Genomic DNA, 14,579 nt, shown 5'->3' with positions numbered 1-14,579 from the left:
CTGCTTGACAAACCTACCATTATTTGAAATGTGTGCAAAAGGGAGCGTGAGGAATATGGACACTTCGGCTATCGTAATTGATTTTTTGTTAAGGAAATACAAAGCTGATCAGAAGTGGACTCGAATGGTACTTGAACAATTAACTGAAGAGGATATCGTATGGTCACCTACGCCAGAGAGCAACAGCATTGCTAACTTGGTTGCACATATTTCAGGAGCTGTCTACGAATGGTTTGAAACGGTATACTTTGCTGCTCCAAAAAACCAAGATAGAACAACAGAATTTGCTCGTGATCTGCAAATGTCAAAAGAGCAAGCATTGGAGCTTTCAAAGAAATCATATGACTGCATTATACAAGTGCTTGAAATGATGAAAGCAAATCCTGAAAGATTATTGGAACAACCCTACAGGGATTATTCAACCTTAAATGGAGCTTTAGACAATCATGCCACCGTGCTTGAAATGCTTCTGCATCAATTCAGACATCTCCCGAGCCATACGGGACAAATCTTTTACATAGCCAAAATGAGAAAAGGGCAGCTAAATTGGGAGAGTTGATAGCCGAGCTTCAAACAGAAAGCAAATGCTGAAGTCTAAGGGATTGCCGAAAAGGCGGCAACCCTTAGAATAGAGGGGAATAAATAGTTTGGTTCACTATCTATTATGATTGTTAATCTTTACTCCAGTATTTTTCAATGATAGCATCGCGACCTGAATAGATTCGGGATTCTTTGTAAAAATCAGGGTTCTTGCGATGGTAATTTTGATGATACTCTTCTGCCGGATAGAAAGTAGAGGCTTCTTCAATTGCAGTAACGACGGGATTCTCAAAGCGACCGCTATTTGCAAGCTCTTCACGCGATTTTAGCGCTAACAATCTTTGCTCTTCATTGTGGTGCAGGATTGCAGCGCGATATTGGCTCTTGCGATCGTTTCCTTGTCCTGTAGCATCCGTAGGATCGATCTGCGGCCAATAAAGATCGAGCAATTTCTCATAGGGGAATATCTCTGGATCAAAAGTAATCTGAACCACTTCTAAATGTCCGGTTTCCCCGGTTAGTACTTGCTCGTAGGTAGGATTCTCCACATGACCTCCCATATACCCAGATACAATCCCGTGAATTCCAGGCTGCTCTTCAAATGGGGTTACCATGCACCAAAAACATCCACCAGCGAAAGTTGCTTTTTGCAGCATAACTATTCCTCATTTCTAATCGACAATATATTCAAATCAATGATGTTAGATAAACAACTCTATAATAATTGATATCTTTGTATAATACAATCAATGTCCTCATCATTTCATTATAATTAGATATAAATAGTGATATCCTATCAGCATACATAGCGTTCCAAATACGAGGTAGCGGAGCTGTGGCACGATGCCAAGCTCATGCCTACTTTCTAGAATGAAGAAGTGGAGGTTGTAGGGACATGCAGTCAAATGAGTTGGATTACATACAATCAAGCTGGGGTTATGGAGGAAGTAAGAATATGAATTATGATGTAATCATCATTGGTGCAGGATCAATGGGAATGGCAGCAGGTTATTTTTTAGCCAAGAGCGGGAAAAAAACCTTATTATTAGACTCCTTTAACCCACCACATCCTAGAGGAAGCCATCACGGGGAAACGAGAATTATCCGACATGCTTATGCCGAGGGTGAGGAATATGTCCCGTTTGTTCTTAAAGCGCAACAATTATGGAATGAATTAGAAAAGGCTGCCGGCAAGCAACTATTTCTTCAAACAGGGGTTCTTAGTATTGGGCAGTCAGATTCCGAATCCATCCAAAATATTATCGCTAGTGCCAAGAAGTATTCATTGCCACTCGATGTAATGGATTCAAACGAAATCCATCAGCGTTGGCCTGGCATTACGATACCCGAAGACTTCATTGGCTGCTTTGAACCCGCGTCGGGCGTGTTGAAATGTGAGGCATGTATTGAGGCCTACCAAGAGCTAGCCGAATCGAACGGTGCTACTATTCTTACCAATAGCAGGGTAAAGGAAATATCCATTCAAGATGAGAGAGTCACCATTAAGACTGACGCCCAAACCTTTTGCGCGGATTCGTTAGTTGTTTCGACAGGAGCATGGTCAGGGAAGTTGCTGTCTATGCTGGATTTGGATATTCCTCTTACACCTGTGAGGAAGACATTTGCTTGGTTTGATTCTGATGAGGAACGTTATAATCAAAACCGTTTTCCAGCCTTTGATGTTATGACACCCCAAGGCGTTTACTACGGTTTTCCGAGTATTGCGGGCAGCGGTATAAAAGTAGGCCGTCATGATGGCGGTGTTCCCATTCATCCAGATGAATCGATAATGGGTTTTGGTGAATTAGCAGAGGATGAAGGTGACTTGATTTCATTTTTGAAACAATATATCCCCGACATTCAACACTTAAAGTACGGTAAAACATGCATGTACACCCTAACTCCTGATGAAAAATTTGTTATCGATTTACATCCTAAGTATCCCAACATTGCAATTGCAGCGGGGTTCTCTGGTCATGGATTCAAGTTTAGCAGTGCAGTTGGCCAAGCCTTAAGTAACCTGATTATTTCTGGTAAAAATGATATTGATATTTCACCGTTTTCCATTAATCGATTTAACTAAGTATCGTTTGGCTATCTGGCTATTTAAACTCTGTTGCTACCTTTCTGTGAAAATAGTGTATAAGCCTAACTCGTTGAATGACTATCGTGGCGAGAGATATGAAGGATTTTACTCATTGTGAATTAAGCTTTTCAATTCTATTGTTTAAATACGTATTTAAGAGATTTGACGTCATCAGTAGCGGAAAAGTAGTTCCTAACACCATATTGTTGAACAGATCTCTACCCTGCAAGCCCATCTTCTCTATCTCTTCGAGATTCAAATTTAACTCGGTAATAAGAACAGAATAATCAGTATTATGTAATGCGTAAATGGCAGCAAACGCACACATGCCAACAAAAACTTGGAGTATATCATTAGCTGTCTTTGCCCTTTTAAGATACTCCTTATCTTTACGCCGTCTAATAGAAGGGATTAGAGCAATACAAGGAGCAAAGAGACCTAAAAACAGCAGAAGGTAAATACTAGGTATATTCTCAACGCCAAGCGAATACAACAAGCTGTTACCTAACGTAATAATAAATAGTGTAATGGACAAGGGGTATATGATGTAATTAAATAAACAGATAAAAAATGCCTTTTTATTAGGAATCACAATGCCTATTGCACAACCTGCGAGTAGGGAAGCGATTATGGTTTCTATTACAGAGTGGTAATTGCCGTTTTGGTAAAGAAACATTACACCGAAAATAATCGTTACAATTACAATGATTCTCAAAAGTATTCTAAAAAACTCATTAAATTTTTTAAATCTGAACAGTAACTGGTTGCTTTGTCTAGTACCATATTTTTCTGATCTAGGTTTCAATTATATACCTCCATTTTCAAGGGTGGAACATATGTTTATATCTCCTAAAAATGTATGTTATTAATTAGATAATGTCATAGGATTGCTAATAAAGCCAATCATTTTTAAAATGAGTGAGGGATTGAATGTGGCATTCGTTAAACGAATTTTAATGATAGCAGCATTTCTGTTAAGTTGGTTAATCATTCATACTGCTTTCATAGTAATCGATGGATTGAATGATGAATTAAAGCAGGTAGATATTGCTGTAGTATTGGGCAATAAATAGAGGACAATGGACAGCCATCTGAGCGGTTACAAGCAAGATTGAATCTATCTGTAGAGCTTTATCATCAGGGATATTTTTCTAAAATCCTTGTAAGCGGAGGCTTGGGTAAGGAAGGTTTCGATGAGGCAAAGGTGATGAAATCTTACTTAATTGATCAAGGGATACCGGAGGAAAAAATTATAGAGGATAACAATGGCTACAACTCCTATATGACCGCTCAAAATACCAGCACAATTATGGATGAGTTAGAATTAGAATCCACTATCCTCATTACTCAATATTTTCATATATCCAGGACAAAATTAGCGTTTAGCAAAATGGATATTAAAGAAGTCTATTCAGCACATGCCAAAATTTTTGAGTTTAGAGATATCTTCTCCATCATACGAGAATTCCCGGCTTATTATAAATATCTATTTAAGTATTGATAAAGATAGGTTGTAATTAGTTGAATCGTAGATAATCCCCGAAAGCCCAATTTATCGGAGCTTACGGGGATCTTTGCTTGTAGTAATCAGCATTCATGTAGTTGCGTCCTCAATCTCATAAGGAGTTAGAGATTTTAGTTGATAATCGTTATCAATCATGATATATTGTTAACCATTAAACAATATATCTATTTTCATCTTTGAAACTTCCTTAGATATAGTCTTCACCATAGTTAAATATTAAACAATGACTAAAATAAGGAGTGATTCAAGGTTGGAAATGAAAGATCGAAGCAAACAGCTTCTGTATGAGCAATATATCCGTTTTTTGCATGTGCTTGAGAGCCAAAAGGATAAGGAAATCGAGCATTTTCTTAGTATCGTACAAAGGGAATCGATTGAGAAATTCTCCAGCAATTTGACCACAGTTCATGTCATTGATTGCATTGGAAGGCATGAACCGATTAACAATACGGGGATTGCCGAGAAAATGAATTTGTCGAAGGCGAGTATTACCAAAATCGGCAACAAACTGCTGGAGGAAGGCTTCGTCAAACGCACGCAAATGAATGACAACAAGAAAGAAAGTTATTTTCGCTTGTCGCCGCAAGGCAAAAAAGTCTTTGAATTGCATGAACGTCTTCATGAGCTTGAAGCTGAACGATTTTATCGCTTTTTGGACAAATACTCGGAAGAGGAAATGAAGGTGATCCATCAGTTTCTTCAGGACAGTCGTATATACATTGAATCCAGATGATCAGAAGGGAATGAATGACATGAATTTGGCTGAATTGATCATGGATCGAAGAAGTATTCGAAAATGCAATAACAAGCCTGTAGAGCAAGAGCTCGTCGTTGACTTGCTGAGAGATGCAGCCCGGCTGCAGCCTGCTCTCGAAGATGGTGCATGGCGCGTTATGTATGCCGGAACTCCCGAGTCCAGCAAACGGTTAGTCGATTATATGCTTGCGCAGATGGCGCAGAGTAAGCTGGGCAAGCTGATTCCAGGAAAACTGCTGGATGTGTTGAAAAAAAGATTTACCGACATTCCTGCTCATGTCATTGTGTTGTCCGCTAAAGGGCCGGATCGCCTGACGAGCGACCGAAATTATGCAGCTGTCTGCGGGATGATGCAGAGCTTTCAACTGCTGGGATGGGAACAGGGACTAGGCATGATTTGGGATACGGAATCCATCTTTCAGCAAGAAAGCTTCTTTAGAGGAATCGGAAAGCGCGAGGATGAAAGATTTGTTGGCATACTCCATTTGGGCTACTATGACAAAGCCCCAAGGGGCCGCAAAAGAACGCCTGCCGAGCGGAAGTGGACAATATTGCAGGGCAGCGCTATATAAAGGAGAGTGTGAATATGAAACTATCCGATCTAGCTGGAGAGATGAGCAAACCGATACACTTTATAGATCGCTTGGTATCTCCACAACTGATTCTGGAGCTTCTTAATGTTGCCGTATGGGCACCGAACGATGGCCTTCGCGAGCCATGGCGTTTTATTTTCGCCGATAACCGCACTGGCCAGATCCTTCAAGGTTTGCAGGAGCCGGCACCAGCTTATCTGCTTATCGTAATGAGGGAAGAGGCGGATCATCATAAACAAGAGGAGGATTTTGCGGCGGTTAGCTGCCTCATCCAAAACTTCCGCCTCCTTGCACATGAGCGGGACTTAGGTGTCCGTTGGACACTTCATGAATGGATGTATGACCGAAGCCATGCTGAATCGTTCGGCGTACAGGGAAATGAGCGTATCGCTGCGGTACTGGAAATGGGGTATAACGTGTCTTTTTCAGAAGAGAGAACAGAGGTTCAAGAGTTCAAGCTGCGTTTCGAACTGTTATAGGGCTATGATGCGGGAGGAATCGCCGTACTACTAGCCCGTACACCGTTCTGAATCGGAAGGAGCTTATAGAGATAGAACATTTGTTAGCGCAATGGAATCCTCTGAGACAGGAGCCTACCATTCTGAACACGGCGTTCCGCCTATTAGCTAATGGTCAGTTAGTAGATGGACATGGTTACACCATCGCCAATAAGAAGAAAGCCGGTTACTTGATAATCGGCTTTCTTTTTTATATATGTTGGAAAGTTGTCAGTGCATGATACACCAGTTATTTATTCAAGTTCTCCTGCCTGATCCAATGGAGTGACGTTTGATGCTTCACGGCTCGCAACAAGGCTTTTATTCTCGAAGCGAGTGGAAAGGACGACAAGGGTCGTTGAAAATCCAAATGCGTGGCAAACTTCTAAAAAGCTTTCTAACGACTCACCGGTTTCTGTTACAACTTTGAATAAATAATTATACTCTCCGCTGGTTCTGTAGAAATCTACGATTTCAGGGGCAGCTTCGCTGAACGCTTCGAATTCTTTGCACTTATTGGATTTGAACAGTACAAACGCGGTTGTATACTTGCCAAGCTTGGACGGAGATATCTCTGCACGATAACCCGTTATGACCTCTCGTTCCTCCAATCTCCGAAGTCGTTCCGTTACAGCCGGTTGCGACATCGCAATCATGCGACTCATCTCAGATACCGTAATTCTGGCGTTATCATGAAGAATGGACAGTATTTTTCCATCGATGTGGTCCAAAAACAGATCACCTCATTTTTATAAAGTTTAAATGGGAAACGACGATAAAATTAAGTTTTTAAGCCCCAAATGCCGTCATTTTCTTATTTAAATTGTAGTGCAGTTTCCATAAAATGCAACTATAAAGGAATAAGGGAGACTGAGCACAATGAAGATAAAGGAAACGGGGAGAGTTGAGGAGCTAAACTATTTTACGACAGGAGATGGCGTTCGGATTGCTTACCGGTTCGATGGATTGGTCGACAAGCCCGTACTCGTGCTTGCGAACTCTATCGCGACATCAATGAACATGTGGGAGGGACAAATCACAGAGCTTTCCAAGCATTTCCGCGTTCTTCGCTACGATTATCGGGGGCATGGCGACTCGGAAACGCCAGACGGCCCTTATTCGATTGATAGATTGGGAAGAGATGTCACCGAACTGCTCGACGCGCTTCACATCGACCGTGTGCATTTCCTCGGTCTGTCGCTCGGCGGCGTCATTGCCCAATGGGTAGGTATTTACGCACCGGAGCGGATTGACCGGCTCATTCTGAGCAATACGTCTTCTTATTTAGGGCCAGCCGAGCAATGGCAAGGTTTAATAACCTCCGTGCTGGAGCCTGGGAAGCTGCCCGAATTCGCAGATAGGTTCATTCAGAACTGGTTTCCTTCGCACATGCTGGAGTCAGAAAACCCGCAAGTCGCCTCCTTTCGCGAGATGGTGCTGGCTACCCGTCCGCAAGGAATTGCTGGAAGCTGGGCTGCGATCCGTGATATGGATATGCGACGGACTGCCGCGTTAATCAAAAGCCCGACTTTAGTTATTGGGGGCCTATATGATACGGTGACGCTTCCCGCACACAGTGAATGGATTGCCGAGACAGTGCCGAACGCTAAGCTGCTCCTATTGCCCGTAGTTCATTTATCCAATGTGGAGGATCAAGCCGGATTCCTGAGTGCTGTGCTCGATTTTTTACAGTGAAATAAAGTTGATTCCAGAAGGGTTCTGAAGCACCTGTCGGTTTATCTGACAGGTGCTTCTTTGTGCATGGATCATACGAAATATTTGACAAGTAAACTTGGCAACTTTATACTGAACCTATGCCAATAAAACTTGGCAAATATCTAAGGAGGGATCCTCATTAATAAAGATGAAATTTTGTCTAAAAGCAGAAAAGAAAACAAGAATAAGGATTTATACCAAATAGAAGTTCAGATCAAAGCGGGCAATATCGGTTCTCTTGCGGCGACAATATTAGCTACTTTCTTATTTGTGACGCAAAGTGTGATTGGCGATGGTTTTGATTTTGGCTTATACGCCATCATATTTTCGGTATCCGCGGCCGGCTTCATCTACAAAGCAATCCGGATGAAACGCAGACGCGATATTGCATTTTCAATTATTTATACTCTTGCGACGCTGATTTTATCGATTGTCCATATTTTAAAATTGATCACAACTTATGGAAGTATATAGGGTGAGCCGATGGAAGATGAATTGATCCTTAGAAACCATTTGAAAGAAGTACGGACTGAAAAACATTTATCACAAGCACAGCTTGCAAAGTTAGTCGGTGTCTCCCGGAATACGATTAGTTCCATTGAGACAGGACAATTTAATCCAACAGCAAAACTGGCCTTGATTCTATGTATTGCATTGGACAAGAAGTTCGAAGAACTCTTTTATTTTGATTAAATCTTGCTGCTAAATTTGCAGCGTGCGGAGGTTGGCAGATGGATATTGGAAGCATATTGGAAGGCGTAAAGGAAGCGAATCTATTCATTCAATTAGGAGTTGTGTTTCTGGTCTCGCTGGTGCCTTTCCTGGAAGGCTATGTAGCAGCCTCAGTGGGGATTGTTATTGGCTTTTCGGCCATTCCGACGATCATAGCTGCTTCGCTTGGGAACTGGCTGTCCGTTATGGCGATTGTTGTGCTGTACGAAAAGCTGAGTCAACGCCGAAAAGCTAAACAGAAGGACGGGGGTTCCGGCAAGAGAATGGAAGCCGCACGCAAGCTGTTTAATAAATACGGGGTGCCTGGTGTCGCATTGATTGGGCCTATCGTGTTCGGTCATCATATTGGGGCGTTTATTTCGCTCGTATCGGGAGCATCCAGACGTTATGTGACACTATGGATGACGGTCGGCGTTCTGGTCTGGACGATCGGAGCGGGTGTTCTGGCAGCTGTAGGTGTTGATCTTGTAAGCCGTTTGCGTTAGATTTGCTGTTACCTCTTAGAAGAAAACGATAGGAGGACGATATGATGGGTTCTCTTCTGCTGGGAATAACTTCAGTCTGGATTCGCGGCATCCATCGTAGGAAGACAAATAAAGATTTTGGATACTGCAAACATGATATTTCTGTGCATCAATTGCAAGGATTCCTTTCCAGAAGTCCCTTATAATAACTTTTGAAAGGATGATCGATATGGATTGGTTGGAACGCATGAATAGTGCCATGGACTACGTAGAAACACATCTTACAGAAACGATCGACTACGACCAAGTGGCTCAAATCGCTTGCTGCTCAACCTATCATTTTCAACGCATGTTTCCATTCATCACCGATGTTCCGTTGTCGGAATATATTCGGCGCAGGCGACTGACGCTTGCCGCATTTGAACTGCAAAATAGTGGCGTGAAGGTTATTGATGTGGCATACAAGTACGGTTATGAATCGCCTGAGGCGTTTTCCAGAGCGTTCAAAAAATTGCATGGTGTGATGCCAATGTCTGCGCGCGACAAAGGTGTCTCACTGAAGGCTTATCCTCGATTATCCTTTCAGATTTCGATTCGAGGAGCTGTGGAGATGAATTACAAAATCGAAGAAAAACAAGGCTTTGACATGTTTGGTGTTTCAACTAAGATCAATGCCGGTGGCGAAAATCCGTATATTGAAATACCGGAATTTTGGAAGAGGAGCATTGCCGACGGAACCGTCGACCGAATCCGTGCTGCAGCAGGCTTGGGGACAGATGGCGAGATTCATTCGGTTTTTCACAATAACAATGGCGAGAAGTTTTCCTACATGATCAGTTATTTCATGCCACAGAGCGGCTTGCCGCAAGGATTTGAACAGGTGCAGATTCCTCCGCAAACTTATGCGATATTTACAACTGGCGTAAACCCGCAAAACGATATCCATGCTTTATGGAGACGAATTTCGTCGGAATGGTTTCCAACCAGTGACTATGAATACGCCAAAGGACCTGAGTTCGAGATGAGCTATGACAGAGGCGGCGGCATGTATGAGATGGAAATTTGGATTCCTGTCGTTAAAAAAACAGCATCATAAGCGTTGACGGTGCTATGAGGGATTTAACGTAGCTTGTGTTAGGGACGAGCAGCATCGGTATACAAAACAACCCAAATCAAATGATTTGAGGTTGTTTTGTGTTCGTAATCAATTCTGGCTTTGACTAGTGTCTGGACAAGCATTTTTATGTTAATAATATAATCATTTACTTATATAATTATATGCGTATATAATAATACTGAGAAGTAATCAGAAAGGAGGAGAATCCGCATGAAAGGGATCGATACATTAGCGGAGCAATTAAAGCTGCTGGGGGATAAGACAAGACTTACGATTGTAGCCATGCTGAAAGAACGTACACTATGTGTGTGTGACATTGTGGAACTCCTTGAAACATCGCAGCCCAATGCCAGCCAGCATTTGCGGAAATTAAAAGCCGCAGGGCTCGTCAGCGAATCCAGAAAGGGCCAGTGGATTTATTATTCACTACACATCGAAGACAAGCCAGAGGTTCAGGCCATTGTGAATTTGCTGCCATCTCTAAAGGAGAAAGTGGATCAATTGAAAAATGTGTGTGATTAATACGGAGGATCTTCCATGGTAATCATAGCTGTTCTTGTTTTCTTGCTTACGTTAACATTCGTAATCTGGCAGCCGAAGGGATTAAGCATCGGATGGTCCGCAACTGCAGGCGCTATGCTTGCCTTGCTCTTGGGCGTTGTGAGCTTAGCCGATGTAGGAACGGTTACGGGAATTGTATGGAACGCTACTCTAGCTTTTGTCGCGATTATATTCATCTCATTAGTGCTTGATAGCATCGGATTTTTTGAGTGGTCAGCCCTGCATATGGCGCGTCTGGCACGCGGGAACGGATTGCTCATGTTTTTGTATATTATTTTGCTGGGATCTGCGGTTGCTGCACTATTTGCCAATGATGGAGCAGCTTTAATCATAACGCCAATTGTGCTTGCAATGGTTCGGGCGCTGCAGTTCGAGCAGAAGATGATTCTTCCTTTCATTATGGCAAGTGGCTTTATTGCCGATACGGCTTCATTGCCGCTTGTAGTGAGCAATCTGGTGAATATTGTGTCCGCTGATTATTTCAATATCGGGTTTGCGGAATATGCCAGTCGCATGCTTGTACCGAACTTTTTCTCCATCGCGGCAAGTATAGTCGTGTTATATCTGTTCTTTAACAAACGTATCCCAAGAATCTACGACTTAACACAGCTGAAACGGCCAAGTGAAGCCATCAAGGATATCAGGCTCTTCAGATTGTCTTGGTTCATTTTAGGTGCTCTATTAATCGGATATTTCGTCAGCGAATGGTTTGGGATACCGGTATCCATCATTGCCGGCCTTGCTGCGATTGCTTTCTTATATGCCGCAAGAAAAAGCCCTGTGATACGGACATGGCAGTTAGTGAAGGGTGCGCCATGGGCTGTCGTTTTTTTCTCGATTGGCATGTATGTCGTTGTGTACGGACTCCGGAATGCGGGTCTTACGGATGCGCTTGGCGACGTCATCCAATGGGTTGCGGACAAAGGAATGTTCGCCGCTACGGTAGGGATGGGGTTTATCGCCGCCATTTTGTCATCTGTAATGAATAATATGCCGACCGTTATGATTGACGCTCTCGCTATTCAAGGTACGCAAACGGATGGATTTATTCGAGAAGCCCTGATTTATGCCAATGTGATCGGGTCTGATTTAGGTCCGAAAATTACACCAATTGGTTCATTAGCAACATTATTGTGGCTCCATGTGCTGTCTACAAAAAACGTTAAGATCAGTTGGGGATACTACTTCAAAGTCGGGGTGCTGCTGACTATACCTACGCTGTTCATAACGCTTGTCGGTCTATTTGTGTGGCTCACAATACTCGAAACGTTCCAAATCAATCCCTGGCTAGGCAATGCCTGCGCAGTACTCTTGCTTTTGTTGATAGGACTGTTCGTTAAATCACGAATGAATCGGCGTCAACAACCTAGCCGTGATCAGGGCGGCACCAATTAAATAAAGGAGAGGGTATACGGATGGTTCAAAACAAACCGCTTATCTATTTCTTATGTACCGGTAATTCATGCAGAAGCCAGATTGCGGATGGTTTTCTGAGCGCTTTGGGAGGGGATAAGTATGATGTGAAAAGCGCAGGGCTTGAAGCGCATGGACTTAATCCGCGGGCGATCAGCGTGATGAAGGAAGCTGGTATTGATATTAGCCGCAACAGCTCAGATGTGATAAATCCAGTTATTTTAAACCAAGCTGATTATATCATTACGCTATGTGGACATGCCGATGAACATTGCCCTGTGATTTCTAACCCTCACGTAACCAAATGGCATTGGGGATTTGATGATCCAGCCAAGGCCGACGGAACGGAAGAGGAAATTATGGATCAATTCCGCTCAGTCCGCGATGCAATCAAGGAGCGAATCGAGCAGTTTCTTGAAGAAGGAAAGTAACAAATTACAGGGAACAGTTCAATCTACAATTATTTCGATCTGATCCAAATTTACGAGGCCTCAGTTAATGAGTGCCTCTTTTGGTTTGGTATTGCTTTTAAATAACACACCCTCCAACCACGTATTACTTGCAATATGCAAATTTATAATGTATAACTAAATACATGAGGTGAAGCCAATGGAAAATGTTCGGGGTCTTTTTCAAATTATGACACGCCGGTTTGGGTTTCTTAATAAAAACTGTTGTACAGCTGGGGGATTCGAGATTTCGCTGGTTCAAAGCCATATTCTTTATGAAATTGACAGACAAACTAAACCATCCATACAGCAAGTGTCAGAGTCGTTAGGTACGGATGTTACCACTTTTAGCCGGCAGATACAGGCCCTTATAAAAATGAATTTAGTCAAGAAGGTTCCTGATTCTGAAGACCGGAGAGTACAAGTGCTTTCACTCACGACAGAAGGGAAGTACGTGGCTGCAACAATCGATCATCAAATGAACGAATACCTGGATGAAGTGTTCTCTCATATGAATGACTTTGAGAAAGAAACCGTCCTGCGATCGATCAAGCTATTAAATGGAGCCATGGCTAAATCCAGCATGTGTTGTATCACCCCTCTCGGGTGATTTTCTTTCGACAAATACTTGCAAATTGCAAGTAATAAATGAAAAGGAGGTGAGAATACATAAACCAAAAAGCTTGATGAATGACGCTTGAGTAATATCTAAATAATTGGAGGTTATCCCTATGAGTCAATGTTGTTCAAAACCGGTTCCGGTTCAGCTTACGATGAAAGCTTCTACTCCTGTGTTAACTAATCATGATCTGCCAGTAGCGATAATCGGCGGGGGCCCGGTAGGCTTGGCCGCTGCTGCCCACCTTGTCACGAAGGGAGAGTCCTTTATTCTCTTTGAAGCCGCTGCGCATATTGCAGGAAATGTGGGCAATTGGGGACATGTACGCGTGTTTACTCCGTGGCCATTTATTGCAGATAAAGCGGCTAGGCAATTGCTGGAGGCATCAGAATGGAAGTTGCCCGATGAGGAAGCATTTCCAACAGGCAAGGATTTGATCGACGAGTATATGGCGCCGCTGGCACAGCTTCCTGCGATCAAGCCCTTTGTACATTATGATGCCAAAGTCGTTGCCGTGAGTCGCAAAGGTTTGAGCAAAGCGAAAACAGCCGGTCGCGATAAGCTGCCCTTTGTCTTGCATGTTCAACACGAAAATCAAACGATCAAGTATGAAGCCAAGGCGGTCATAGACGCCTCAGGAACATGGTCGAATCCGAATCCTGTTGCTTCGGATGGGGTCTGGACAAGGGAGGAGCAGGCATTAGGCAGTCAGATTACGTACGGCATTCCAGATCTATTAGGCAAGGAACAGAAACGATATGCGGCCAAGAATGTGCTTGTAGTCGGAAGCGGCCATTCCGCCATTCATGCGTTGCTGGACCTTGAGCGTCTGCAGGAGCAGCATCCGCAAACAACGATAACTTGGATCATCCGAAAGTCTAACTTGCAAGAGGTTTTTGGTGGTCAGGAACAAGATGCTCTTCGTGAGCGAGGTTTGCTCGGAGTGCGGCTTCAGAAGCTGGTCGAATCGGGAAAGATCACGGTATACACTTCTTTTCTAATTAACGGTTTGGAGAAGGATGGAGCCAGGATTAATGTTCTCGGTAACGTGAATGGGGAAACGGTGAGCATTAATGGAATGGATGAAGTCATCAGCAATACGGGATCACGCCCGGATATCTCTTTCCTTAGAGAAGTCAGGATGGACATGGATACATACATCGAGAGCGTAACTGCGCTCGCGCCATTAATTGATCCTAACATTCATAGCTGCGGTACCGTAAGACCACATGGTGAAAAAGAACTGCGGCAACCGGATCATAACTTTTATATCGTCGGATCGAAGAGTTACGGACGCGCGCCAACGTTCTTAATGGCTACCGGCTATGAGCAAGTCAGATCCATTGTTGCAGCAATTACGGGGGATTGGGAAGCGGCTGTGAAAGTAGAGCTGGATTTACCGGAGACGGGTGTGTGCAGCGTCAATCGTTCCGTTCAATATGGCAACAGCCTTGATAGCGGCCGAACTATAGCATCAAGTTCAAACAAGACTTCCTGTTGCGACTAAGAAA

Annotated in this window: 19 protein-coding genes; 16 read left to right on the top strand and 3 right to left on the bottom strand. The window is 43.2% G+C overall.

From position 1 onward, the window contains the following. Window positions 1-55: 55 nt before the first annotated feature. Complete coding sequence (locus ACFVSO_RS25310) at window positions 56-559, top strand: DinB family protein (RefSeq protein ID WP_387479285.1); 504 nt, start codon at window positions 56-58, stop codon at window positions 557-559. 112 nt (window positions 560-671) lie between these two features. Here the strand turns inward: ACFVSO_RS25310 and msrA are convergent, their stop codons facing one another. Continuing rightward, complete coding sequence (gene msrA, locus ACFVSO_RS25305; protein WP_387479428.1) at window positions 672-1,193, bottom strand: peptide-methionine (S)-S-oxide reductase MsrA; 522 nt, start codon at window positions 1,191-1,193, stop codon at window positions 672-674. 242 nt (window positions 1,194-1,435) lie between these two features. Here msrA and solA point away from each other — a divergent pair, with 242 nt between their 5' ends. Further along, window positions 1,436-2,623 (top strand): N-methyl-L-tryptophan oxidase, encoded by a 1,188-nt coding sequence (solA, locus tag ACFVSO_RS25300; protein WP_387479282.1) that lies wholly within the window; start codon window positions 1,436-1,438, stop codon window positions 2,621-2,623. A gap of 112 nt (window positions 2,624-2,735) precedes the next feature. Here the strand turns inward: solA and ACFVSO_RS25295 are convergent, their stop codons facing one another. Continuing rightward, window positions 2,736-3,431 carry a hypothetical protein gene (locus ACFVSO_RS25295; protein ID WP_387479279.1) on the bottom strand — a complete coding sequence of 232 codons (696 nt, stop codon included), beginning with the start codon at window positions 3,429-3,431 and terminating at the stop codon, window positions 2,736-2,738. A 306-nt stretch (window positions 3,432-3,737) separates the two neighbouring features. On the opposite strand from ACFVSO_RS25295, the gene ACFVSO_RS25290 reads away from it, so the two are divergent. From ACFVSO_RS25290 to ACFVSO_RS25275, 4 genes are all read left to right on the top strand, one after another. Then, window positions 3,738-4,127: a YdcF family protein gene (locus ACFVSO_RS25290; protein WP_387479276.1), complete on the top strand. Its 390-nt coding sequence runs from the start codon at window positions 3,738-3,740 to the stop codon at window positions 4,125-4,127. 274 nt (window positions 4,128-4,401) lie between these two features. Then, window positions 4,402-4,884 carry a MarR family transcriptional regulator gene (locus tag ACFVSO_RS25285; RefSeq protein WP_387479273.1) on the top strand — a complete coding sequence of 161 codons (483 nt, stop codon included), beginning with the start codon at window positions 4,402-4,404 and terminating at the stop codon, window positions 4,882-4,884. A 19-nt stretch (window positions 4,885-4,903) separates the two neighbouring features. Next, window positions 4,904-5,479 carry a nitroreductase family protein gene (locus ACFVSO_RS25280; RefSeq protein ID WP_387479270.1) on the top strand — a complete coding sequence of 192 codons (576 nt, stop codon included), beginning with the start codon at window positions 4,904-4,906 and terminating at the stop codon, window positions 5,477-5,479. 14 nt (window positions 5,480-5,493) lie between these two features. After that, entirely contained in the window at window positions 5,494-5,979 is a 486-nt protein-coding gene (locus ACFVSO_RS25275; RefSeq protein ID WP_387479267.1) for a nitroreductase family protein, read from the top strand. Window positions 5,980-6,251: 272 nt separating this feature from the next. Here ACFVSO_RS25275 and ACFVSO_RS25270 read toward each other — a convergent pair whose 3' ends face one another. Next, entirely contained in the window at window positions 6,252-6,728 is a 477-nt protein-coding gene (locus ACFVSO_RS25270; RefSeq protein WP_387479264.1) for an Lrp/AsnC family transcriptional regulator, read from the bottom strand. A gap of 148 nt (window positions 6,729-6,876) precedes the next feature. On the opposite strand from ACFVSO_RS25270, the gene ACFVSO_RS25265 reads away from it, so the two are divergent. From ACFVSO_RS25265 to ACFVSO_RS25220, 10 genes are all read left to right on the top strand, one after another. After that, window positions 6,877-7,692: an alpha/beta fold hydrolase gene (locus ACFVSO_RS25265; protein WP_387479261.1), complete on the top strand. Its 816-nt coding sequence runs from the start codon at window positions 6,877-6,879 to the stop codon at window positions 7,690-7,692. A gap of 153 nt (window positions 7,693-7,845) precedes the next feature. Further along, window positions 7,846-8,187 carry a DUF6442 family protein gene (locus ACFVSO_RS25260; RefSeq protein WP_387479425.1) on the top strand — a complete coding sequence of 114 codons (342 nt, stop codon included), beginning with the start codon at window positions 7,846-7,848 and terminating at the stop codon, window positions 8,185-8,187. A gap of 9 nt (window positions 8,188-8,196) precedes the next feature. Further along, window positions 8,197-8,406, top strand: a complete 210-nt coding sequence (locus ACFVSO_RS25255) for a helix-turn-helix transcriptional regulator (protein WP_387479258.1) — start codon at window positions 8,197-8,199, stop codon at window positions 8,404-8,406. Window positions 8,407-8,444: 38 nt separating this feature from the next. Further along, window positions 8,445-8,930 (top strand): small multi-drug export protein, encoded by a 486-nt coding sequence (locus tag ACFVSO_RS25250; RefSeq protein ID WP_387479255.1) that lies wholly within the window; start codon window positions 8,445-8,447, stop codon window positions 8,928-8,930. 208 nt (window positions 8,931-9,138) lie between these two features. Then, window positions 9,139-10,005, top strand: coding sequence for an AraC family transcriptional regulator (locus ACFVSO_RS25245; RefSeq protein ID WP_387479252.1), 867 nt, complete (start codon window positions 9,139-9,141; stop codon window positions 10,003-10,005). Window positions 10,006-10,236: 231 nt separating this feature from the next. Further along, a complete protein-coding gene (locus ACFVSO_RS25240; RefSeq protein WP_387479249.1) occupies window positions 10,237-10,548 on the top strand; it encodes an ArsR/SmtB family transcription factor in 312 nt (103 codons plus the stop codon). Window positions 10,549-10,563: 15 nt separating this feature from the next. Further along, window positions 10,564-11,982, top strand: a complete 1,419-nt coding sequence (locus ACFVSO_RS25235) for an arsenic transporter (RefSeq protein WP_387479246.1) — start codon at window positions 10,564-10,566, stop codon at window positions 11,980-11,982. A 20-nt stretch (window positions 11,983-12,002) separates the two neighbouring features. After that, window positions 12,003-12,431 (top strand): arsenate reductase (thioredoxin), encoded by a 429-nt coding sequence (gene arsC / locus ACFVSO_RS25230; protein WP_387479244.1) that lies wholly within the window; start codon window positions 12,003-12,005, stop codon window positions 12,429-12,431. 178 nt (window positions 12,432-12,609) lie between these two features. Beyond that, window positions 12,610-13,059 carry a MarR family winged helix-turn-helix transcriptional regulator gene (locus ACFVSO_RS25225; RefSeq protein WP_387479242.1) on the top strand — a complete coding sequence of 150 codons (450 nt, stop codon included), beginning with the start codon at window positions 12,610-12,612 and terminating at the stop codon, window positions 13,057-13,059. Window positions 13,060-13,180: 121 nt separating this feature from the next. Beyond that, the gene (locus tag ACFVSO_RS25220; protein WP_387479239.1) at window positions 13,181-14,575 is read left to right on the top strand and encodes an NAD(P)-binding domain-containing protein; all 1,395 of its coding nucleotides are present in this window, start codon (window positions 13,181-13,183) and stop codon (window positions 14,573-14,575) included. The last annotated feature ends 4 nt before the right edge of the window (window positions 14,576-14,579 follow it).

Origin of the sequence: Paenibacillus sp. NPDC057967 (genome assembly GCF_042887015.1) — a bacterium.
Taxonomy (GTDB): domain Bacteria; phylum Bacillota; class Bacilli; order Paenibacillales; family Paenibacillaceae; genus Pristimantibacillus.
The sequence above is the reverse complement of the archived record's forward strand: the minus strand, read 5'-3'. Positions and strand labels throughout refer to the sequence as shown.